The organism is Bacillus sp. bc15 (assembly GCF_900142585.1).
GTDB lineage: Bacteria > Bacillota > Bacilli > Bacillales > Bacillaceae_G > Bacillus_A > Bacillus_A cereus.
Genome location: NZ_FRBJ01000016.1, coordinates 1 through 22727, shown reverse-complemented (window position 1 = coordinate 22727; position 22727 = coordinate 1). Strand labels below are relative to the sequence as shown.

The window sequence follows — 22727 nt, the reverse complement described above, 5'->3', positions numbered from 1 at the left end:
AGGGCAAAAAAAAACTATCCAAAAGGATAGTTTCTTACACTTCAATATTTCGCAACATCGTATAAATGTCATTATTCACTTTACCAAATGATTTAATGTTGTTTTGAATGTTAGATAATAAAACAACATACACACTACCATTTTTACTAAATCCATTTAAACAATTCCAACCTGGCATTACACCGTGATTCGAATAGCTTCCTGGGTCTACGTACCAGCCAAATCCGTAATCTTTTTTCACGGCTGTAAACATTTGATCATAACTCGCTTTTGAAATTAACTTTCCAGAGTATAACGCTTCGTTAAATAAATATAAATCATGTGCACTCGTATATATATCACCACAACCATATAGTTGTGACATGCTCGGAATATTAGGTGTTGTCATATTATTATTTACTATTTTATAACCCGTTGATGGGAATCTTGTTTGTTCTAACGCTGTGCCAAAACCAGAATGTTTCATACCGGCAGTAGCAAAAATATGTTGTTTAATATATTCTTCAAGCGACTGTCCACTTACCTTCTCGGCAATGTATGCAAGTATAGAGTAGTTCGAATCGGAATACTTCCACTTCTCTCCTGGACCACCAATACGCTTTTGATTTCCTATCCGCTTTATCAGTTCTTCATGGGAAATATCTTCTTTTCCTTGCTCATATTCTGGAATCCCTGATGTATGTGTTAATAGATGTTTTAGCTGAATACTATTACCTTGTGGAAAATCTGGAATATACTTCGCAACAGTATCTTCAACTTGTAATTTATTTTGATCTTTCAATTGCATAATAGCAGTTGCTACAAACGCCTTTGAAATAGAACCAATATAAAAAGTCGTCTCTGAATTATTCGGTACTTGCTGCTCTTTATTTGCCATACCGTACCCTTTATTCAGAAGAACTTTTCCGTTCTTCACAATAACAGCTGTCCCGCTAAATCCTGCGTTTTGTAAATACTGGTCCAATTGAGCGTTTTCATTAATTTCTTGAGGTGGTCCTTCAACAGGCTGTTCCGCAGCTTGCGCTTGCTTCACTTGTTCTTCCTGCTCTTTTTGTTTTTGCTTTTGTACTTCTTGTTTCTTTTTTTCTTCTTTCTTTTTTAGCTCTTCTTGTTTCTTCATTTCTGCTGCCGCTTTTAAAGTTTCTTCTTTCTTATTATGCGCAACAATTTTTGTATACATGAAATATACAAGTGATAATAGTAAGACGAAAATGATTGTCCTTTTTATGTATACAATCGGCCGATTTGCTTTCCCATTCGCATTATTTTTTTCCTGATCCATAATTGCTTTTTTCCCCTTACTCACCAATAATTTAATTCCTCTACTAAAGATTTATTTTAGTAGATTATGGATAATCCATTCTATATCATCCCTACTTTATCACGCACTACACATATTACCAACCCATATGTACAAAAAAGAAAAAGAAAATTTACAAAAGTAAGATTCCCGTTAAATTGTTAACAAAAAAAGAGGATATCCTGTAAAAAATTGATGTTATCAATCTTTTTGGACATCCTCTTATCTCATTATTTATACGTGTTTTTTCATATCATCGGCAACAGATTCAACATTTGTACCTACGATAACTTGTACACTTGTATTACTTAATTTCATAACACCTTTTGCACCAGCACGTTTTAATGCTGCTTCATTTACTTGACCAGCATCTTTTACTTGTAAGCGTAGACGTGTTGCACAGTTATCAATAACTGTTAAGTTTTCTTTTCCACCTAAAGCTGCTACGTAAGTTTCACCAATTGAACCTGCAACTGGAGCTTCTTCACCTTCAGCTACTTCCTCTTCGTCTTCACGACCAGGAGTTTTTAAATCGAACTTCTTAATTAAGAAGTAGAATACAACGAAATAAATTACTGCGTAAATTAAACCGACTCCCGCAAGTAATACTGGTTTTGTTGCAATACCAAAGTTTAAGAAGTAATCGATTGCACCGGCACTAAATGTGAAACCATCGTGAATGCCAAGTGTTGTTGTAATGAATAGAGACAGACCTGTTAATACAGCATGAATACCATATAATACTGGTGATAAGAACATGAATGAGAATTCAATTGGTTCTGTAATACCAGTTAAGAATGAAGTTAATGCTAGACCACCTAACATACCTGTAACCATTTTACGTTTTTCTGGTTTAGCAGCCGCAATCATTGCGAAACATGCTGCTGGTAAACCGAACATCATAACTGGGAAGAAACCAGTCATAAACATACCCGCTGTTTTATCTCCGGCAAGGAAGCGAGCAATATCACCGTTTACAACATTACCTGCTGCATTTGTAAAGTCACCAAGTACGAACCAGAAGTATGTGTTCATTACATGATGTAAACCGATTGGAATTAATAGACGGTTTAATAAACCAAATAGACCTGAACCAACTGCCCCTAAATTAACAATTCCATGAGCTAATGCATCGATAGCATTTTGAATTGCTGGCCAAATTTGTGCGAATAGAATTCCTAATATTAACATCACAACCGATGTAACAATTGGGACGAAACGTTTTCCAGCAAAGAACCCTAACCATTCTGGAAGTTTAATCTTATGGAATTTATTATAAAGAAGTCCCGCTATAACACCAACAATAATACCACCTAAAACTTTCATATCCACTTTAGTCGATAATTCGGCTGCCTTAGATACTTGTGTCATTGTATCTGCAAGCTTAGATGGATCAACATTAGCGCTATTACCTATTAAATCTTGGACTTTGCCTAATTTATCTTGTAATTCTACAGTAGAATATCCCTTACTAAGTGCATCAATACTGTTTTTCATAACTAGATAACCAATTGCACCTGCAAGACCTGCTGCACCACTACCATCAACTGAAAGACCGATTGCAATACCAATTGCAAAAATGAGTGCTAAATTATCAAAAACTGCTGCACCGGCCTGTGCCATAACAGGAATATCAAATACATCTGGTTGCCCTAAACGAAGCAATAATCCTGCTGCTGGTAGTACGGCGATTGGAAGCATTAACGCTTTACCAATACGTTGTAAAAACTGCAACATTTTAATTCCCCCTATCAAATTTATGAAATCGTTATCATTATAAGTACGCCTTAGAAAACGCTTTCTATTTACATAACCATAATAACATATAGTTGTATAGATGTGTAGTTTTTATTTTCGGATTTTTTATGGATAAATCTCCCATTTCCAAACTGTTATATAAAAGGGAAATTCTCCTTTTTTAATACAAAGGACTTGAAAGAACGACCTACTATAGAACATATAACTTTCGTTTTATCATTCCACTTTTTCATGTTATTATTTATTTCCGAGCATATCGGGAAAAGTAAACTTAGTTAATTCGAAATAGGAGCGTTGGTACTATGCAGTGCATTGAAACAAACAACTTACAACAGTTGTTAGAACAAGTAAAACCATATACGAAAAAAGGAAAACTTGCTACTTATATCCCCGAACTAGGAAATGCAAATCCAGACGATTTAGGGATTGCCATTTTCCATAAAGAAACAGAATATATCCATGCAGGCAACTCACAAACACTATTTACTCTTCAAAGTATTTCCAAAGTAATTACACTTGCCCTTGCCCTTTTAGACCGTGGTGAAGAATATGTATTTTCTAAAGTTGGAATGGAACCAACGGGTGACCCATTTAATTCTATTATTAAGTTAGAAACGACAAGTCCATCCAAACCCCTTAATCCAATGATAAATGCAGGAGCATTAGCTATTACAAGCATGTTAGCAGGAAAAGATAACGAGGAAAAAATGGAACGTATTCTTCATTTTGTACGTGAAATAACAGATAACCCTACTATTAATTATTCCTCTAAAGTTGCCGATTCAGAATTAGAGACAGCTTATCTAAATCGTTCGCTTTGCTATTATATGAAACAAAACGGTATTATCGATTGTGATATTGAAGAACTTATGGATTTATATACTCGTCAATGCGCAGTTGAAGTAAACTGCATTGATTTAGCACGTATCGGCTTAATTTTTGCAATGGATGGATATGATCCATATAAAAAGAAACAAATCATCCCTAAACATATTACAAAAATTTGCAAAACATTTATGGTCACATGTGGTATGTATAACGAATCTGGTGAATTTGCAATACGCGTTGGTATCCCTGCAAAAAGTGGTGTAGCGGGTGGTATTTTCGGCTGCGTAAAAGGCGATATGGGAATCGGCATTTTCGGACCAGCTTTAGATGCAAACGGAAATAGTATTGCTGGTTTTAAAATTCTTGAACTTCTTTCTGCTCAAGAAGGCTGGAGTATTTTTTAATCGCGAGTTATCCTGCTATACTAGCAGGATTTTTTATTTCACCAAAACCTCACTTTTGTCAGTTATCAATCCTCTTACAAAAACAGTGCTGAAAGTTTCTCTATATCATGCATATTTGTTCCCCCCTCCTGAATAATATAGTACAACCTAGCGCTATATGTGGAGGTGTGAAAGATGAAACTAATATTTCAAATGGGAAAACAACCTGTTCTTGAAAAAACAATCCTTCTTTTTATATTGAGTATTGTAGAAAGCTTGAAGTTAAAAGTTGTTTCACTCGACGAAGCTCACCGATACATATTCAATTTAGAAGTACTTGAATTATTAATGGATCGGAATATCGATGATCAAGTACTTGAACTTATTCATTTCGGGATGGGACTTGAAGACATTCATCATGTGCTTCCTGAAGAACTTGAGCATACTATCGAGGAATTAAAATGGCTTTGCATCCAAGTGTTAAGTGAATACAGTATGCATGAAGAATCAGAGCAATTAATTGAAGACATACGCTAAAAAGCACCTATGTAGTATGTAGGTGCTTTTTATTTATTAAGAAGTAAATATCCGATGTCGATATATGCAATTTATTCAAGTATTTCCGAGGAAATGCTCGAACATTGCTTTTCTATTTTCACAACAACTGATCAATCCCAATAAGTATTAATAACACTCCTGCAATAACCGTCGCCCATTTCCCTAAGTATGCTGCTAAATATCGTTTCCCTACATATGCAAAACCACTTATGCAAATAAAACTAAACACCCCAGAAATAGTCGCTGTAAGCCAAAGATTTAAATTTGTTACCCCAGCATCAAACCCACCTGCAATATTATTAATAGATAATGCAACTCCTAAAACAAGTGCTTCAGAAAAACTAATTGTTTTAGAGCCATCAAAATCTGCTTTTTCTGGATCACGTAAAATTCCCATAAGTACATTATCACCTTTAGAACCTACAGTATTTTTTTGACTCAAGAAAGGCTGACATAAAATAAACACCCCGATTATCCCTAAAACGATTGCTCCAATCAGGTTTGCTGTAAACTCTGAAATAAATAACGCAATCCAGTTCCCAAAAAATCCAGCTAGTAAAGTAAATAAAAACCCGAAGAATGCGATGATAAAATTGTTAAACCACGAAATACGAATTTTACGAATGCCATACGCAATTCCAACACCTGCATTATCTAAATTAGAAGCGATCCCGATTAAAAGAATTGAAAATAAGCCTGCCGTACTCATAAATAGTCACCCCTTTTTCTCACTTTTCAATGCATATTATGAAAATGTTGAGCAACTGTGCCTGTCTGTTTCATATACTTGTAATAAATGCTCAACATTTTTTCAACACTAAAAAAGGAGTGCCTGCACTATGGCTAATGAAAACCCGAATGATCGGCTTGGTAAATTAATAAAAAAACTTTTAAAAGAACGCGCCTTATCTATGCGCCAACTAGGAATACTTACAAATATTGATCCTGCAACAGTCTCAAGAATTATTAATGGCAAACAACCACCAAAACAAAAACATCTACAAAAATTTGCAGAATGTCTTCAAGTTCCACCCCAATTGTTATTTGATGAAATGTACCCTGATTCTCCTCACATTAATAAAGAAAAAACGGATATGTACACATCTCTTGATACCATTCAACAAACTTTACAATCCTCTAACTTATTCGATTTCGATTACACTACAACTCGCGTAAAACAAGAACTCGAAAATTACGAACGCTATGCCCAGACAACAGAAGGCGAAAAACGTATTCATGACAGTTTTGCAAGCAAATTAGAGCAAATTGATAGTGCTGGTCCTTTTATTGAACAATTAACAGATATGTATCAACAATTTTGTAATGAAACCATTTCAAAAGAAGAACGTGCAGTTCTTGGGAGCGCATTACTTTATTTCATTTTATCGACAGATATTATTCCCGACTATCTCTTTCCAATTGGCTATTTAGATGATGCGATTGCCGTTGAATTAGCAAAAGAGAAATTACTTGAAATGAAACGAAAGACATAGCAAAATAAAGAACTATTTCAGTTGTTTATATTCAACTCTGAAATAGTTCACTAAAAAATCGTACAAGTATACATACTCGTACGATTTTACTATACAAATCTATTTTTTCGTGTGGCACCATTCATATATAAATGTTATTATCGCTTTTGTAAATTCAATTAACTGTTCAATTTCAACTTTCTCATTTACAGAATGTGCTTCTTCTAATGTACCTGGTCCATATATAATCGCTGGAATGTGAAACTCACTAAGCCAACCACCATCAGTTACCGTTGCAGACATATCTAAAATTGCATTTTTGGATAGAATAGACTCGTGTACTGAGCTAAGTTTTTTTACAGCTTTATGTTCACTATCTACTTCTAATGAAGGGAAAATTTCCCCACGATCTACAATCATTGATTCTCCGCCCCACTTAAATTGTGGCGGATTTTCACTTAACCATGGATCGGCAGCTGCCACCTTTCCAATATACTCTTCAATTTCGTTTATTATTTGTTCATGTGTTTCATTCGGATAGAAGTGCACTGTTATCCACAATCGGCACTCATCCGCAATAAACGCCGCATGCCTTCCTCCCTCAATAACAGCTGGATTAATTGTTGTTGTTCCAGATGGATAGCCTTCATATGTTTTCATAACTGCCCAGTGGCGCTCTAATTCTTGTAAGCTTTGTACAATTTTCATCATTTTTTCAATCGCACTCGCTCCAAATAAACGTCCTCCAGCATGGATCATTTGTCTGCGCGTTGCATCATGAAACGTTTGTGGACTTTTCACTGTAATCCATCCAGTAATGACACCGCCTTGTCCTTGCATATGTAAATCGCTCGTATCCACTACTACTGCAAAATCAGCATCGTAACCCCTTTTGCAGCATTGAAGTGTACCTGCTTCTCCAACTTCTTCTCCAATTACCGATTGAAAAGTTAAATCTCCAGGTAATTCAATACCAGCTTCTTGTAAAAGTTGAATGGCAAATAGCGCTCCAGCCAGCCCACCTTTCATATCTGCTGCGCCACGTCCAACTAACCAGCCATCTTTTATAAATGGATCAAATGGATTTGTTTCCCACGCCTCATCTGCTGACACTTCGGCTACATCCATATGTCCATTAATAATAAGACTTTTATATGAGTCACTTTTTATCCCTTTTTTTACCCCAACAACATTCGGATCATTCGGATATACATCCCATTTATCAATACTAAAATTTCGTTTTCTTAAAAACTCTGCAACAAATTCTTGTGCTTCATTTGTATTTCTCGCTGGCGGTGCTGGTGTTTCAAAACGAATTAAAGTTTTTGTAAGTTCTAGTAATTCCTCTTTCCTTGAATCTATTTGTTTTAACAACTGCGAAACTTCTGGATTCATCGCTAATTCCCCTTTGCATACATAGTATGTTTCCAGCTTTATTTTCACAAAAAAAGAGACTGTTTACAATTTTACAGTCTCCTAATTAATCACTATTATAAACTCTCTACTTCCGTTGTATTTGTCTTTTCAATATGCTCTACATTACTTCCCTTATTTCTTGTAGCACGATAAAACAGTAAGCAAACAATCATAAATGGAATACCACAATACAATGCCATTCTTTGTTCTGGAATAAAGGCCATGCCAACGATTACTGTTAAATTTAATACTAACGCAAGAAGTGGTACAAATGGATACAATGGTGTTTTAAATTTCAAGTCCTTAACATCCCCGCCCCGCTTCATGTATGACCTTCTAGCTAATAAATTTGATAAAGCAATAGATGCCCAAACTAGTATCGCTCCGAATCCAGCGATAGAAAGCAGCCATAAATAAACTGTATCTTCCGCATAAATACCTGATAGTAGTGAGAGACACCCTACAATTGTGCTTACGATTAATGCATAAATAGGAACACCGTTTTTAGATAACTTTCCAAAAATTGGACTAATCATTCCTTGATTAGACATAGACCATAGCATACGCGAAGTTGCATATAATCCTGAATTCGCAACGGATAGTACTGCTGTAATAATAACGAAATTTATAATATCTGCTGCATAAGGAATACCAATTTTATCAAATACAACTACGAATGGACTTTCTATTACTCCTGCTTGCTGCCAAGGGAATAGTCCAGCAAGAATAAAAATAGATAGTACAAAGAAAACAAGTATACGCCAAACTGTATTGTTAATTGCCTTCGGGATCGTTTTCTCTGGATTTTCACTCTCACCTGCTGCAATACCAACTAATTCTGTTCCTTGGAAAGAAAAATTAACTGCAATCATTGTAATTAAAATGGCTGATAATCCATTTGGAAACAATCCACCATAATCAGTAAAGCTAGAGAACATTGGCGCTGGTTCATTCCCTTTCATATCTAGAAACCCAAACATTGCTGCCCCGCCCAAAATAATAAATGCAATAATTGTAATTACTTTAATACTTGCAAACCAAAATTCCACTTCCGCAAAACTTCTTGAAGATAACGCATTAATAGCAAAGAGCAGTACCGCGAACACTACACACCAAATCCATGACGGTACATCAGGAAACCAACGTTTCATCAAAATACTAACTGCAATTAATTCAATACCTATCGTAGCAGACCAGTTTAACCACGACATCCATCCCACTACATAACCTGCTGCAGGAGAAATATGCTTTGTCGCATACGTTTGATAAGACCCTGCGTCAGGCATCGCAACCGCTAACTCTCCAAGACAGAGCATCGTTAAATACATTACAAATCCACCGACAAGATACGCTACAATTGCTCCTCCAGGTCCAGCTTCATGAATCGTATAACCTGATCCTAAAAAAAGTCCTGTACCAATAACTCCACCGAGTGCAATCATAAATATGTGCCTGCTTTTCAATTCTCTTTTTAATCCTTGGTTTTGATCCATCATATAAATCCCCCCTTTTCACTTTGCCAATCCATTTAATGTAAGCGTTTTTAAAATTATTCACCGTAAAAATAATGATTTAAAATAGCAAAAATACATATCACTTACATTAATCACTGCCTGTTACTAAAAGGTCATCCCTTACTGTTATTAATAACTTTTGATCAGCAATAGCTTGTCCTTCTACTACTTCTAATGATTCAATATAACCACTGATTCCTATCTTAATTTCTACTTTCTGTTTATCTATTGTTTCAATTAACGCTAATTTCTCCCACTCGTATACGTAAGAACTTTCCGTAACAAATAACTTCTCTACTTTTCCATAACAAGGACTATACACACCTTCTATAACTGTCTTCACTTTATAAACCCCTCCCTCTTATTAATTGACACCGAAACGTTGTATATCCTGTAAAAATTCATATTCTCCCCTCTAGAGATTTCAAATATTATTTATGCAAAATGCGTACCAAGTCTCTAATTCATATATTAAATGAGAGTTTTACACAAAAAAGCGTGCACAACCGCAAAATTTTTCTATCATTTGAAAAGTTTTAAAAGAAAAATAGCAAAAAAATTTTGCGGTTTTATAAGAATTTTAATAAAATTATAAAAAGTCAGTCTTCATAGGGTGAAATGAGGAGAAGATAATCTATGCGTACAGAAGACATTAATTTTAAACAGATCATTGAAATGAACATGCTATATGAAACTTTACTCAATGAACTCGATATCGGGATTCATATTATTAATGAGGAAAGTAAAACGATTATCTATAACCGCAAAATGATGGAAATTGAATCAATGGAACGCTCAGATGTATTATATAAAAGTCCTTTAGAAATATTTGCATTTGAAGAAAATAAAAATAGTACTCTTATAGAGGCATTAAAATTAGGAAAAACAAACAAAAATATAAAACAAACGTATTTTAACAATAAAGGACAAGAAATTACAACGATTAACGATACTTTCCCTATAATAGAAAATGGAAAAATTAAAGGCGCTATTGAAATATCAAAAGAAATTAGTAACTTAAAGCAAACAATAAGAATGGGCCCTTCTCGAAAACAAAGTACTAAATTTACCTTTGATCACATAATTGGTGATTCTGAAGCTATTCAATCAATCATTACTGAAGGAAAAAGAGTAATTCGTACATCTTCCTCCATACTTCTAGTAGGAGAAACAGGCACTGGGAAAGAACTATTTGCACAAAGCATCCATAATGAAAGTCAGCGTTCAACAAAACCCTTTATTTCACAGAACTGTGCCGCTATACCTGATACACTCATGGAAAGCTTATTATTCGGTACAAACCGAGGTGCATTTACAGGAGCTATCGATAAAGCTGGTTTATTTGAAGAAGCGAACGGAGGAACTTTGTTATTAGATGAAATCAACTCATTAAGTCCAGCACTTCAAGCGAAGTTACTACGAGCTATACAAGAAAAAACAATACGAAGAATCGGAGGCACACACGAAAAAGAAATTGATGTTCGTATTATAGCAACTATCAATGAAGATCCTTTCGAAGCCATCGCACATAATCGATTAAGAGAAGACTTATATTACCGATTAAGCGTCGTTACTTTATGTCTTCCGCCTTTACGTGAAAGAAAAGAAGATATTCTAGCTCTTGTTCAGCACTTTATTGAAAAATATAATACTCAATTTGAGCTCAACGTAACCGATGTAGATGTAAATGTAAGAGAATTTTTCTATGCATACGATTGGCCTGGAAACGTACGGGAGTTGGAACATATAATTGAAGGTTCCATGAACTTGATAGAAGATGAAACCATCATTACAGCGTTTCATATGCCTACTCGCTTTCGTGAACGAATAAAAACAGAATTCAATATGCAGCATGCACTAACTAATCACAATACTGATGCACCTAAAACTTTAAAACACACAATAGAAAAAATGGAAAAGAACTACATTAATCAAATTCTTAAAGAGAATCATGGCAACATTTCACAAGCTGCAAAATTTTTAGGATTAAGTAGGCAAAACTTACAATATCGAATTAAAAAACTGCATTTACACATATGAAATGAACATGTCTCCAAGTGCAAAAACAACTTGGTAAAATATGTTATAATAAACGTATAACATGCTAGAAAGGGGCTATATATATGAGTAATGATAAAAAATTAAAGTTATTACAATACTTATACTTTTTCCCTGCCATGCTCTGTATGATGTTATTCATTAATGCCGATGTAAGCAGCTCTCCTTATGCAAAGCTATTAGGAACAATTTTTGGCTCCTTTGCAGCTATTATGCTTGCTGCTTTTTGGAATTTAAAGCTACGTATAAAAAATGAAAAATCTTCGTAATACTAAAAAAATCGAGCTACTTAGCCCGATTTTTTTATTTGCCATTAAAACTCAACATTCTCTAAATACAACCCACTTGCCTCAGCAAGACAATTAATTTGATTGCGCTGCTTTTCTTCTAAAATGTTTGGAATTGCTTCAGCATCTAATTGTCCTAATCCAACTTCAATTAATGCCCCAACAATTTTTCTTACCATATTATGAAGGAAGCCGTTACCACTTACTCTAATTTGTACAAACCCTGCCTCTTCCATCACATCAAGTGTATATACTTCTCGAACCATAGATTTTTTCTTTGATTTCGCATTTGAAAAAGCAGTAAAGTCATGTGAACCAACTAAATGTTTTGCAGCTGCTTTCATGCTTTTCACATTTAATTTTTTATTCACATGCATGCTGTATTTACGCATAAATGGATTTGTATGCTCTTCATTCCAAATTTTATACAGATATGTTTTTGCTTTAGAATTGTAACGAGCATGGAAACGATCATGTACTTCTTCCACATTCGTAATGCTAATATCATTAGGTAAATATTGATTTAAATATTTTTTCACTTTATGTTCCACTAACTTCTCATCACTTTGAAAGTTAGCAACTTGATTCAAAGCATGTACACCAGCGTCTGTTCTACTACAACCGATAATTTCAATTTCTTTTCCGATCATTTCAGATATGACACTTTCGATTTTTCCTTGAATCGTATTATCGTTATTACCGAGACGTTGCCATCCTTTAAAACGTGCACCATCGTACTGAATCGTTAATTTATAATTATGCATAATATTCTCCTTCATAGAAAATATTCCCTCATACCATGAGGGAATATTAATAAACTTTACTTTCTAACAAGCTTCACTACATTTTCTACGTGAGCTGTATGCGGGAACATATCAACTGGTTGCACATACTCCACTTCATAGCTCTTCATTAATGCTTGTACATCACGTGCTAATGAAGAAGGATTACAAGACACATACACAACTTGTTTCGGCTTCACTTTTAAAATTGTTTCCAGTAATTTATCATCGCAACCTGTACGTGGTGGATCGACAACAATTACATCTGGACGCCATCCTTCTTTTACCCATTTCGGTAACCATTGTTCAGCTTTACCTGCTTCATATTTCGTATTTGTAAATCCGTGACGCTTCGCATTTTTTCTTGCATCTGCAATCGCTTCTGGAATTACATCCATACCACGTACTTCCGCTGCATCATTTGCAAGCCAAAGTCCGATTGTACCAACACCACAATACGCATCTACAATTTTCTCATCGCCTGTTAACGCAGCTGCTTTTTTCGCTTCATCATATAAAACAATTGTTTGTTCTGGATTCAACTGGAAGAATGCACGTGCTGATAATTCAAATGATAAATCGCCAAGTGTTTCTTGAATTACTTCTTTTCCAGCTAATTTAAATGTTTTGTCTCCAAAAATAACAGATGTTTTACGCCAGTTTACATTTTGCATAATTGATTTAACCGCTGGCATCTGTTTTTGTACTTCTGCAACAAATTGTTCTTTATTTGGTAATTCTTCTTTTGTTGTAATAAGTGTAACTTGTACTTCCCCTGTTTGAACTGCAGTACGTGTTACAATTGTGCGTACTAAACCTTTTTGTTTTTTCTCATTGTAAATAGAAACATTTAATTTTTCTAAAATACGTCTTACAACTTTTGTCGCTTCATTCGTTGCTTTATGTTGAATCATACAGTGAGCAATATCAATTAACTGATGTGAGTTTTGTTTATATAGCCCTGTAATAACCTTTTCGTCTTTACGCCCCACTTGTAATTGACTCTTATTACGGTAATGCCATGGATTTTCCATGCCAAGCGTTGGACGAATTTTCTCTTCCATACTGTTTTTCATGTACTTCTCAAATGCTTGTACAACGATATCACGCTTTTGATTCAATTGTTCTTTATAATCTAAATGTTGCAGCTGACAACCGCCACACTCCTCATATACTGGACACGGTGCTTTCACACGATGCGGTGAAGCTTTACGAACTTTTTTCACTTTCGCTTCAGCGAAGCCACGCTGAATTTTCGTTGTTTCTGCAACAACTTCTTCTCCTGGTAATGCCCCTGGAATGAAAACAACTTGTCTCTTAAAATAACCAACGCCTTCTCCGTTAATCCCAAGACGTTTAATTGTCACAGGAAACGTTTGACCAACTTCCAACTTACTCTCATGTTGCTTTTGTATCATTATTACACCTCTACTCTATACTTTTCCATAAATATAACGCTGCATAACTGCAGTATGGTTCACACTCTTGTTTCACTTTTTCTAAAAATGCACCATCAGGTTTATCATCTAATTGAAATATACCTTGCACTGCACGCTGAATCCCAATGTCCGCTTTCGGGAACATATTTTTCCGTCCAAGCCCAAACATTAAAAAGTTTTGCACTGTCCATGCACCAATTCCCCTAATTGGCAACAATTGTGCTGAAACTTCTTCTTCCGTCCCATTTTCTATACTCGCTAAATTTAATGTACCACTGACAATACTTCGACCTAATCCTACTATATATTCAGCCTTTCGCTGACTAAACTTCTGCTCTCTCAATTCTTCTATTGAAATATTTGCTACTATTTCCGGAGTGGGGAAAAAGAATACACCGTTCTTCTCTATTCCATACCGTTTCACAAATTGTTCTGTTAACACAGTAGCAAATTTCAAATTTATTTGTTGGTGAATGATACAGCGAAGAAGACAAGCAAAATAATCAAATTCTAAAATAATTGGAGTATAAGCATATGTTTCAAATAGTGGACGTAATGATGTGTTTAAAAAATGATTTTGTATATCTTGAAACGGTTCATTCCAATGAAAAATGGCCCTCATTCGTTTCATGACTTTCTCCGGATTTCCTGTCTGACTAGAAATCCAAAACTGTGGATTTTGAACAGTACCAATCCCTTGTAAGCGAACAATAACCTGTTCCTCGTCTATACAAAGCGGGATATAAATGACTTTCTCATCTAATTGAATGACGTTAAGAGGATCAAAAGATAAACGTTTTAATACTTCTTCAAAATGATACGGATACTCTAACGTAACATGTTCGCTCCACATACGTTTCCCCATCCTTTTTACACATCATTATAGCATGAGAAAACCGTAAGCATACATGCTTACGGTTGATTGCTTTTTACTAAGTCATCTAGACTTTTAAAATGATACCCTTTCTCGCGCAAATCATCAATGATTTTCGCAAGTGCTTCTGCATTATCTTTTGATATTGCATGAAGTAATAAAATAGATCCTGGGTGAATCATCGTCATAACATTATTATGCGCATATTGCCATCCTCTTTGCTGATCCACTTTCCAATCCAAAAATGCAAGTGACCAAAATACATTATAGTAGCCCATTTCTTTCGTAAGAGCTAACGTTCTTTCACTAAATACGCCGCGCGGAGGACGTACATATTTCACTTCTTTTTGCCCGGTTACTTTTTTAATTTCTTCCGTTACACTCGTTAATTCTTCACGAAGCTTCTCATCATTTACCGCTGTAAAATCAGGATGACTCCAAGAATGATTTCCAATAATGTGTCCTTCATCCTTCATTCTTAACAATAAATCTTTTTGTGTTTTAATGTAATGCCCCGTTACAAAGAAAGTTGCTGGTACTTTTTTCTCTTTTAATACATCTAAGATTTTCCCTGTGTATCCATTCTCATATCCATTATCAAATGTTAAATAAATATCTTTTTTCTTCGTATCTCCTAAATAAAACCCGCCATTTTTTTGCAGTAAATCCGTATATAACTTTCCTGCATCTGGTACTGTTTCATTTTTAGGACGCGGGATTCCCCAGTTATGTGGAGTATTTGTATAAGCCAATGCCGAAACTGGAACAAGTGCCATCATAATTGAAAAAATGAGACCGATATATAACCATTTATATTTCATAAATAGTCTCCTTTCCATATATAATCGTACCTGTAGTTTCTGTTTACTTACTTACTTTCATGCTGTGCATGTTTTTCTATATATACCAAAAAATGCATCTCGAAAGATTCGAGATGCATTTTTGTTTATTTAAATACCGGCTCTTTAAAGCTCGCTAATTTTTCAAGTGATGTTTTATCAACATCTGCATGTAAACTATTACCATGAGAGTCCATCGTTACAACTGCTTTAAAACCTTCAATGCGTAAATGCCACATTGCTTCTGGAATACCAAATTGTAAGAAATCAACATCTTTCACTTCTTTAATACATTCAGCATAATATTGCGCCGCACCGCCAATTGCGTTTAAGTACACGCCGCCGTGTTCTTCTAAAGCCGCTAATGTTTTCGCACCCATACCGCCTTTTCCAATAACAGCGCGAATACCAAATTTCTTCATAATATCGCCTTGGTACGGTTCTTCACGAATACTTGTCGTTGGACCTGCCGCTTTAATTTGCCAATTGTCATTGTCATCTTTCACAACAACTGGACCACAGTGGTAAATAATTTGTCCATTTAAATCTACTGGACAATCATTATCCATTAAATGCTTATGGATTGCGTCACGACCTGTATACATCATGCCATTAATTATTACAACATCACCAACGCGAAGTCCACGAATTTGCTCTTCTGTAATTGGTGCTTGTAATACAATCTCACGTTGCTCTGTTTTTTCTTGTGCTTCATGCTGAAGTGTATCTTCACCTTCTTGATATAACCAATCCATAATTTCACCTGTTTCAGGATGGATTGTTACACCTAGGCGGCGATATGCCCAGCAATTATACGCCACAGATACGTAGAAGCTAGCCGGCAGGCGGTTATACACGCCAATTTTACAGCCCAGTAAAGTTGTTTCTCCACCAAATCCCATTGTACCAATGCCAAGCTTATTCGCATTTTCTAATACGTACTCTTCAAGTTGTTGTAACTCTGGTACTGGATTGACGTCATCTAATGTACGGAATAATTGATTTTTTGCTAATTCATAACCTGATGTGCGGTCTCCCCCGATACCAACACCAATTACACCAGCACTACATCCTTGACCTTGTGCTTGGTATACTGCATGAAGAAGGCATTTACGAATTCCTTCTAAATCACGGCCAGCTCGTCCAAGTCCTTCTAGTTCACACGGTAAGCTATATTGAATATTTTTATTCTCACAGCCACCACCTTTTAGGATTAAACGTGCATCAATATAATCTTTTTCCCATTGTTCAAACTTAATAACCGGTGTACCTGGTCCTAAATTATTTCCACTATTGTCTCCAAAAAGAGAGTCAACAGAATTTGGACGAAGTTTACCATCTTTTGTCGCCCGCTCAAGCGCATTATAGATAGCTTCCTTCAACTTTAATTGGTTCACACCAACTGGTGTATAAATTTTAAACGTTGGCATCCCTGTATCTTGGCAAATCGGTGAGATGTTATCATCAGCCATTTTAATATTATTTGTAATTGTGCCAAGTGCCATCGCAGAACGAGTCCCTGCATTTTCTCGCTCTTTCGCTTGTTGAATCGCACGACGAACATCTTTCGGTAAGTTCGTTGACGTTTCAACAATTAGTTGATACATGCTTTCTTGAAGCTTTTCCATTGTTACTTCCCCCTCAATTGTGAACGCTACCAAAACGTTATGAGCTGAAAATTCCATTGTTATGCTCTTTAGCTTTTTATTTGTTTCACGCTATTAAAGCATAAATGAAATTTTTCACAACTTGATTATACCTCTTTTTCTATCGTCCTTCTATTATCCGCACAGAAAAAGGCTACCAAATTGGAATTGGCAGCCTTTTTAATATATTATTCGTCTTTTTTAAATTGCTCACATTTTAATTCTAATTCATCTAACATTGCAAGAAGACGATCTACATCTTCTAATTCTACTTCTTCAGGTTCAATTGTATCAATTACTTCAATGAACATATTTAAACGCTCTTTTAAATATACTAATTGTGTATCTTTATCTTGAATTGCTTTTCCCATGAAGGCACTCTCCTTTTAATTCGAGTTGCTTTTATTATACCGCAAAAATGATTGCTATGGGTATGAAATTTCATCAATTTTGTCACAGTCATCCACTATAATGTAAGCCCTCTCTCTTTTCACGCTAAAAAGTTTCACTTTATAAAAAGCACATATTCTTCTATTATAGAGAATGGACAAATTGTTATTTCAATAGTCAAAGGAGTATTTCATATGACGATATCACAAAAAATGAAGCCGATTACTCCTTCTTACGATCCATGGGAAGCGTATATGGACCTTGAAGAGTACGGCAAACTACTATTAACAAATGTTGAATTTACAACGACGACGTTATGCAATATGCGCTGTGAGCATTGCGCTGTTGGTTACACGTTACAGCCGAAAGACCCAAATCCGCTTCCGATGGATCTTTTATTAAAACGATTAGATGAGATTCCTCATTTACGTTCTTTAAGTATTACTGGCGGAGAACCTATGCTTTCAAAAAAATCCGTCGACAACTATGTAACACCACTCTTAAAATACGCCCATGAACGAGGCGTTCGCACTCAAATCAACTCTAACTTAACTATAGATTTAGCACGTTACGAACAAATTATTCCTTATTTAGACGTGTTGCATATCTCTCATAACTGGGGAACAATTGATGACTTCGTTGAAGGCGGATTTGCAATGATGGAGCGTAAACCTACTTACGAACAACGTGCAAAATTATTCGAAAGAATGATTACAAATAGTAAGGCTCTATCAGATGCAGGTGTACTTGTATCGGCCGAAACAATGTTAAACAAAAGAACTCTACCACATATTGAACATATTCACCGTCAAATCGTCGAAGAGATGGGCTGTAAACGTCATGAAGTTCACCCAATGTATCCAAGTGACTTCGCGAGTAATCTAGAGATTTTAACAAAAGCTGAAATTCGTGATGCTATTGAGCATTTACTAGAAATTCGCGATGAAAATGTATGGATGTTATTTGGAACGTTACCTTTCTATGCTTGTAGCGATGACGAGCGAGACATTGCCACATTTAAAAAATTACAAGAGAGCAAAAATGTCACTGTTCGTAATGATCCAGATGGCCGTTCTCGTTTAAATGTAAATATTTTCGATGGAAATATTATTGTGACGGACTTTGGTGATGTTCCACTTCTAGGAAACATACAAACAAACACATTACAAGAAGCATATGACAAATGGAGTGCTTCAAAAACAGCAAAATCATTAAGCTGTCACTGTCCTGCAGTAAAATGTCTTGGACCAAATGTTCTTGTAAAAAACAGCTACTATCCGACAGAAGATTTCTTATCAAAAACAGCAAACATTACATTATAAAAAACGTCAGCTTATAAGCTGACGTTTTTTTATGTTATTGCGAGTGGGAGGAAGAAATGAATTTAAAAAATAAATGATCATGAATTGGAATCGCCGCTCCAATTCCTTGAGAAGTAATATTTTTCACAACAAGTCTTTTTTGATTTCCCTTTAATACAAGATACACTTCTCCAAATGTTACTTTTCCCTTTTCATTTACTGCTGGTGTATAAGCGTATAAATATCCGAGTTGACTCGGACTAATATTATACACACGCTCATGTCCAGTACCATAACCAATAGTTGTTTTAAACGAAAGGGGCAATTGTACTTTTTCAAGCGCTTTGAGAAGCATCATTTTTTTCACATCTGCAGCATCTTTCATATCTGCTGTTAAATCGCCTTCAACCGTCTTTTGTGTTTCTTGCTTATAGCGAAGTGGATATAAACGGTCTCCTCCGCGATTATCATACACATTTCGATTCACTTGTTTATATTCCCAATTAATCGATGTGTCTACTGATTCATAATGTAAAGCCCATTGACCTAAATAAATTTTTGCCCGGTACCCTACTGCAAGCGGCGCATTTGAAATTGTCGTTTCATTAAACATCCGAATTAAGTCTGGATTTTCAATTTTAATATTAGCTGTTTTCAATAGTTCTTGAGCAAACTTACTTGGCTGTAAACGTGGCAAATCTTGCGCATCATTTGGAAATGTATTGTCTTTTGAAATATTTAAAACAGATGAAGGCATTTTTGTTCCTACTGTTGTCTTTGCAAAACTCATGTTAGGAAATAATAAAATAAACGAGACCATAGTTGAAAGACATATGCTGTATACTCGTTTCACCTGTCTGGCTCCTTCCTATGTAAAGGTATATATACTACTTTGTTTATTGTTTTCTCTGAGCACAATTGTTATGCCTATTTTTCATAATAAATAAAAACCAATTCCCATAATGACATACGCCGCTAGTAAAGTGCCGCCTTCAAACCAGTTTGTATCTCCATCATTTGAAATCGCAATCGTTAAGAAAACGGCTGTAATCATAGATACAAGTTCTGGTATGGTAAATACTAAAGGCATCCTCTGCGCGAAGAACATAGATAGCAATACTAGTACAGGAGCAACAAACATGGCGATTTGTAATGTAGAACCTATTGCAATTTCGACTGCAATATTTACTTTATTTTTATAAGCCATAATAATTGCAGATGCATGTTCCGCTGCATTTCCAACAATTGCAACGATAATAACCCCTATAAATAATTCTGACCAACCAAATGATTTTGCAACAGTTTCAAAAGTATGCACGAGCGCCTCTGATACATAAGCTACCGCCAGTGTTGCTATCGCTAAAATAAGGAGTGCCTTCCCTTTCGACCACTCTGGCTCTTCTTCATGCGCTACTTCGTCACTTTTATGTTGATATACACCACGGTGCGTAACTAACTTAAATAGTAATGCAGCAATGTACATGATAATCATAATAATAGAAACACCTATACTTAATTGATACGTCTTGCCAACGTCCATCTTCATTGAAAAGATCTCTGGAATAACAAAGGCCACGACAACAGCAAATATTAATAAAGCTGAATTATGCCTTGCATCGTAAACGTTAAAGCTTTGCCTTTTATATTTAAGTCCACCTACAAAGAAGGATAGTCCTCCTACTAATAATAAATTTCCAAGTACAGAACCCGTTAAAGAAGCTAACACCACTTCAATTAACCCTGCTTGAAGTGCAAAAATTGAAATGATAAGTTCAACAGCATTACCGAAAGTAGCATTTAATAATCCGCCTATTCTAGGACCAGATACAATTGCTAAACTCTCTGTTGCTCTCCCCATAAAACCAGCTAACGCGATAATCGTAATACAATACACAGCGAACATAATTGTTTCTGGCCAATGAAGTGTTTTTCCAAGTACAGATAGTGGTACACCTATAAGTGCTACTATAAGAAATATTTTATTAAACATGCTTTTCACCCTTCCATCGTATGTATTTCTCCACAATATTATTATTATTCTTCTCCTAACTTGTCCGATTTCATCACAATTACGTTTAAAAAATCGGATTGAAGAAAACAGTATGAAAGATATTTAAATTATCTTGTTTAAACAGACAGAATTATAAATTGTGAAAAGGGGTTAAAATTATGCACTTAAAAGAAAAAATCGCAACTATTATTCAAGGTCAACGTACCGGTGTATTATCTACAGTACGAAATGAGAAACCTCATAGCGCCTTTATGATGTTTTTCCATGAAGATTTTGTACTGTACGTTGCAACAGATCGACAATCAAAAAAGATAACAGATATTGAAAACAATCCTAATGTCCATGTATTACTCGGACGAGAAGGAAAAAAATTAGATGAAGATTATATTGAAGTTGAAGGGTTAGCTTCAATCGAGGAAGACTCGACATTAAAAAACAAGTTTTGGAATAATAGCTTAAAACGTTGGTTACTCGGTCCTGAAGACCCTAATTACGTATTGATAAAAATCAATCCCGACACAATTTATTACATCGATGGTGCCGGTACGACGGAGCCTGAGTTTTTACGACTATAAAATAAAACAAGCCCCCCCTTAGGTGGGCTTGTTTTGTCGAAAAGTTCTTTTGAAAAAAACAATAAAATAGGTGGAACTTTCTAAAGATTCTGTTATATAATAGCAGTAACTTAAATAAACTGTGTTAAAACAGATTGAGAGGAGAAATAAAATTGATGAAGAGAGAAGAACGCAAAAACATGATTGAGTTTATTGAAAAGAAAAAAGGGATTGAGCGTGATGAATTACTGTTTATGACAGACGATGAAGTAGAACATATTTATAATGTAACGTACTTTTTATATGAGGAAATTGCAGAGTAGTATAATAATCCCCACCTTATTAAAAATATAAGGTGGGGATTATTTCGTTATTTAGCCCACTATTTGCGGGCAGTCAAACTCCCACCTTAAAATTCAGGTGGAACAAGAAGTTAAGTTGAAGTCGCGCTTCCTATAAACCTCAATTGCTTCAACTTTATACATGAGAATAATTTTCATGTATAATACTGTAAGATTGGAGGAATTTTACTATGAGTTCGTGGCTCTTATTTGCACTATTATCAGCAATTGCTGCTGCCCTTGTATCGATTTTTGGAAAGTTTGGTTTAGACGGAATCGATGCAAACGTTGCAACAACAATTCGATCTATTATTATGGCATTATTTATGATAGGCGTTATTATCATACAAGGTAAATTTCAAAATATCGGCGACGTACTGCTAAATAAAAAAGCACTGCTATTTATCACATTAAGTGGGATTGCAGGTGCTTCGTCATGGCTATTTTATTTTCTTGCCCTCAAAACAGGAAAGGTTTCACAAGTAGCTCCTGTCGATAAATTAAGCGTCGTATTTTCTATCATTCTCGCTATGATTATACTCGGTGAAAAGTTAAACTTTATGACCGGCGTTGGTGTAGTCTTTATTACAGCTGGTGTATTATTTATTGCTTTCAGCTAAAAAAACCGCTATTAGCGGTTTTTCAGAGTGTTGGGAAACCCTTTAGGGGTTCCCAACACTCTGTAATCATTTTGATTTTAGCGAATAAAAACAACATAAAATAATAGAGTTTCAAAAAAATAGCCCTCCACCAGACCTTTTTTGGTCAGATGGAGGGCTATTTTTTTCATGTTTTGACAAGCTGCGGTGAGATAAGCCTGCATTTGGACAGACTTCAGCCCTCGAAATCGAGCATATCGATAGCCATGTAGTTCTTTGGCGTCTGCAAAGCTTCGCTCTATAGTTGAACAGCGTACTTTGTACAACTTTTTCCCTGTAACTGTTAGTTTGTTTTTTCTAGCGATATCCTTATATTT

At 35.3% G+C, this 22727-nt stretch carries 23 protein-coding genes and 2 pseudogenes; 9 read left to right on the top strand and 16 right to left on the bottom strand.

The genetic code is table 11. From position 1 onward, the window contains the following. Nucleotides 1-34 precede the first annotated feature (34 nt). The 3 genes and pseudogenes from BUA87_RS27530 to BUA87_RS32190 form a co-directional block, all read right to left on the bottom strand. The gene (locus BUA87_RS27530) at nt 35-1282 is read right to left on the bottom strand and encodes a serine hydrolase domain-containing protein (protein ID WP_000371817.1); all 1248 of its coding nucleotides are present in this window, start codon (nt 1280-1282) and stop codon (nt 35-37) included. 252 nt (nt 1283-1534) lie between these two features. Next, nucleotides 1535-3037, bottom strand: coding sequence for an N-acetylglucosamine-specific PTS transporter subunit IIBC (nagE, locus tag BUA87_RS27525; RefSeq protein ID WP_000938908.1), 1503 nt, complete (start codon nt 3035-3037; stop codon nt 1535-1537). A gap of 126 nt (nt 3038-3163) precedes the next feature. Further along, a pseudogene (locus BUA87_RS32190) lies at nt 3164-3291 on the bottom strand (transcriptional regulator). 69 nt (nt 3292-3360) lie between these two features. On the opposite strand from BUA87_RS32190, the gene glsA reads away from it, so the two are divergent. Beyond that, nucleotides 3361-4290 (top strand): glutaminase A, encoded by a 930-nt coding sequence (gene glsA / locus BUA87_RS27520; RefSeq protein ID WP_001149850.1) that lies wholly within the window; start codon nt 3361-3363, stop codon nt 4288-4290. 174 nt (nt 4291-4464) lie between these two features. Beyond that, nucleotides 4465-4806 carry a DUF3969 family protein gene (locus BUA87_RS27515; protein ID WP_000766603.1) on the top strand — a complete coding sequence of 114 codons (342 nt, stop codon included), beginning with the start codon at nt 4465-4467 and terminating at the stop codon, nt 4804-4806. Between the two features lie 118 nt (nt 4807-4924). Here BUA87_RS27515 and ytaF read toward each other — a convergent pair whose 3' ends face one another. Beyond that, nucleotides 4925-5536 carry a sporulation membrane protein YtaF gene (gene ytaF / locus BUA87_RS27510; protein WP_000100747.1) on the bottom strand — a complete coding sequence of 204 codons (612 nt, stop codon included), beginning with the start codon at nt 5534-5536 and terminating at the stop codon, nt 4925-4927. A 130-nt stretch (nt 5537-5666) separates the two neighbouring features. On the opposite strand from ytaF, the gene BUA87_RS27505 reads away from it, so the two are divergent. Next, complete coding sequence (locus tag BUA87_RS27505) at nt 5667-6320, top strand: DUF1232 domain-containing protein (protein ID WP_001262773.1); 654 nt, start codon at nt 5667-5669, stop codon at nt 6318-6320. Nucleotides 6321-6419: 99 nt separating this feature from the next. Here the strand turns inward: BUA87_RS27505 and BUA87_RS27500 are convergent, their stop codons facing one another. The 3 genes from BUA87_RS27500 to BUA87_RS27490 all read right to left on the bottom strand — a co-directional run bounded on the left by BUA87_RS27500 (nt 6420) and on the right by BUA87_RS27490 (nt 9572). Beyond that, nucleotides 6420-7694 (bottom strand): acetylornithine deacetylase, encoded by a 1275-nt coding sequence (locus BUA87_RS27500; protein WP_083530694.1) that lies wholly within the window; start codon nt 7692-7694, stop codon nt 6420-6422. 95 nt (nt 7695-7789) lie between these two features. Beyond that, nucleotides 7790-9211, bottom strand: coding sequence for an amino acid permease (locus BUA87_RS27495; protein ID WP_000969253.1), 1422 nt, complete (start codon nt 9209-9211; stop codon nt 7790-7792). Nucleotides 9212-9317: 106 nt separating this feature from the next. Next, nucleotides 9318-9572, bottom strand: coding sequence for a biotin/lipoyl attachment domain-containing protein (locus BUA87_RS27490; protein WP_000859489.1), 255 nt, complete (start codon nt 9570-9572; stop codon nt 9318-9320). Nucleotides 9573-9865: 293 nt separating this feature from the next. On the opposite strand from BUA87_RS27490, the gene BUA87_RS27485 reads away from it, so the two are divergent. Together BUA87_RS27485 and BUA87_RS27480 are read left to right on the top strand one after the other, a co-directional pair. Then, nucleotides 9866-11269 carry a sigma-54 interaction domain-containing protein gene (locus tag BUA87_RS27485; RefSeq protein WP_072941437.1) on the top strand — a complete coding sequence of 468 codons (1404 nt, stop codon included), beginning with the start codon at nt 9866-9868 and terminating at the stop codon, nt 11267-11269. 83 nt (nt 11270-11352) lie between these two features. Next, a complete protein-coding gene (locus BUA87_RS27480; protein ID WP_000063861.1) occupies nt 11353-11556 on the top strand; it encodes a hypothetical protein in 204 nt (67 codons plus the stop codon). A gap of 44 nt (nt 11557-11600) precedes the next feature. On the opposite strand, the gene truA is transcribed toward BUA87_RS27480, so the two are convergent. From truA to BUA87_RS27450, 6 genes are all read right to left on the bottom strand, one after another. Then, on the bottom strand, nt 11601-12338 hold the full coding sequence (gene truA / locus BUA87_RS27475) for a tRNA pseudouridine(38-40) synthase TruA (protein WP_000553114.1): 738 nt from the start codon (nt 12336-12338) through the stop codon (nt 11601-11603). A gap of 56 nt (nt 12339-12394) precedes the next feature. After that, nucleotides 12395-13774 (bottom strand): 23S rRNA (uracil(1939)-C(5))-methyltransferase RlmD, encoded by a 1380-nt coding sequence (rlmD, locus tag BUA87_RS27470; RefSeq protein ID WP_000615211.1) that lies wholly within the window; start codon nt 13772-13774, stop codon nt 12395-12397. Nucleotides 13775-13784: 10 nt separating this feature from the next. Then, complete coding sequence (locus BUA87_RS27465) at nt 13785-14648, bottom strand: DNA-3-methyladenine glycosylase family protein (protein WP_072941434.1); 864 nt, start codon at nt 14646-14648, stop codon at nt 13785-13787. 59 nt (nt 14649-14707) lie between these two features. Continuing rightward, entirely contained in the window at nt 14708-15490 is a 783-nt protein-coding gene (pdaA, locus tag BUA87_RS27460) for a delta-lactam-biosynthetic de-N-acetylase (RefSeq protein WP_000875957.1), read from the bottom strand. A 125-nt stretch (nt 15491-15615) separates the two neighbouring features. Then, complete coding sequence (gene fumA, locus BUA87_RS27455; RefSeq protein WP_000413528.1) at nt 15616-17136, bottom strand: class I fumarate hydratase; 1521 nt, start codon at nt 17134-17136, stop codon at nt 15616-15618. A 206-nt stretch (nt 17137-17342) separates the two neighbouring features. Continuing rightward, a complete protein-coding gene (locus tag BUA87_RS27450; protein ID WP_000513558.1) occupies nt 17343-17525 on the bottom strand; it encodes an SE1561 family protein in 183 nt (60 codons plus the stop codon). 213 nt (nt 17526-17738) lie between these two features. On the opposite strand from BUA87_RS27450, the gene yfkAB reads away from it, so the two are divergent. Then, nucleotides 17739-18866 (top strand): radical SAM/CxCxxxxC motif protein YfkAB, encoded by a 1128-nt coding sequence (yfkAB, locus tag BUA87_RS27445; protein ID WP_000156022.1) that lies wholly within the window; start codon nt 17739-17741, stop codon nt 18864-18866. A 34-nt stretch (nt 18867-18900) separates the two neighbouring features. Here the strand turns inward: yfkAB and BUA87_RS27440 are convergent, their stop codons facing one another. Beyond that, nucleotides 18901-19698: a YfkD famly protein gene (locus BUA87_RS27440; RefSeq protein ID WP_002083605.1), complete on the bottom strand. Its 798-nt coding sequence runs from the start codon at nt 19696-19698 to the stop codon at nt 18901-18903. Nucleotides 19699-19779: 81 nt separating this feature from the next. Beyond that, the gene (cax, locus tag BUA87_RS27435) at nt 19780-20835 is read right to left on the bottom strand and encodes a calcium/proton exchanger (RefSeq protein WP_000482136.1); all 1056 of its coding nucleotides are present in this window, start codon (nt 20833-20835) and stop codon (nt 19780-19782) included. Nucleotides 20836-21014: 179 nt separating this feature from the next. Between cax and BUA87_RS27430 the strand changes: the two genes are divergently transcribed. The 3 genes from BUA87_RS27430 to BUA87_RS27420 all read left to right on the top strand — a co-directional run bounded on the left by BUA87_RS27430 (nt 21015) and on the right by BUA87_RS27420 (nt 22371). Continuing rightward, nucleotides 21015-21431, top strand: a complete 417-nt coding sequence (locus BUA87_RS27430; protein ID WP_000550219.1) for a pyridoxamine 5'-phosphate oxidase family protein — start codon at nt 21015-21017, stop codon at nt 21429-21431. A 155-nt stretch (nt 21432-21586) separates the two neighbouring features. After that, nucleotides 21587-21733 (top strand): BH0509 family protein, encoded by a 147-nt coding sequence (locus BUA87_RS27425; protein ID WP_000817786.1) that lies wholly within the window; start codon nt 21587-21589, stop codon nt 21731-21733. A gap of 209 nt (nt 21734-21942) precedes the next feature. Further along, nucleotides 21943-22371, top strand: coding sequence for an EamA family transporter (locus BUA87_RS27420; protein ID WP_000100295.1), 429 nt, complete (start codon nt 21943-21945; stop codon nt 22369-22371). A gap of 66 nt (nt 22372-22437) precedes the next feature. On the opposite strand, the pseudogene BUA87_RS27415 reads toward BUA87_RS27420, so the two are convergent. After that, nucleotides 22438-22727: pseudogene (locus BUA87_RS27415) on the bottom strand (transposase); the annotation flags it as partial.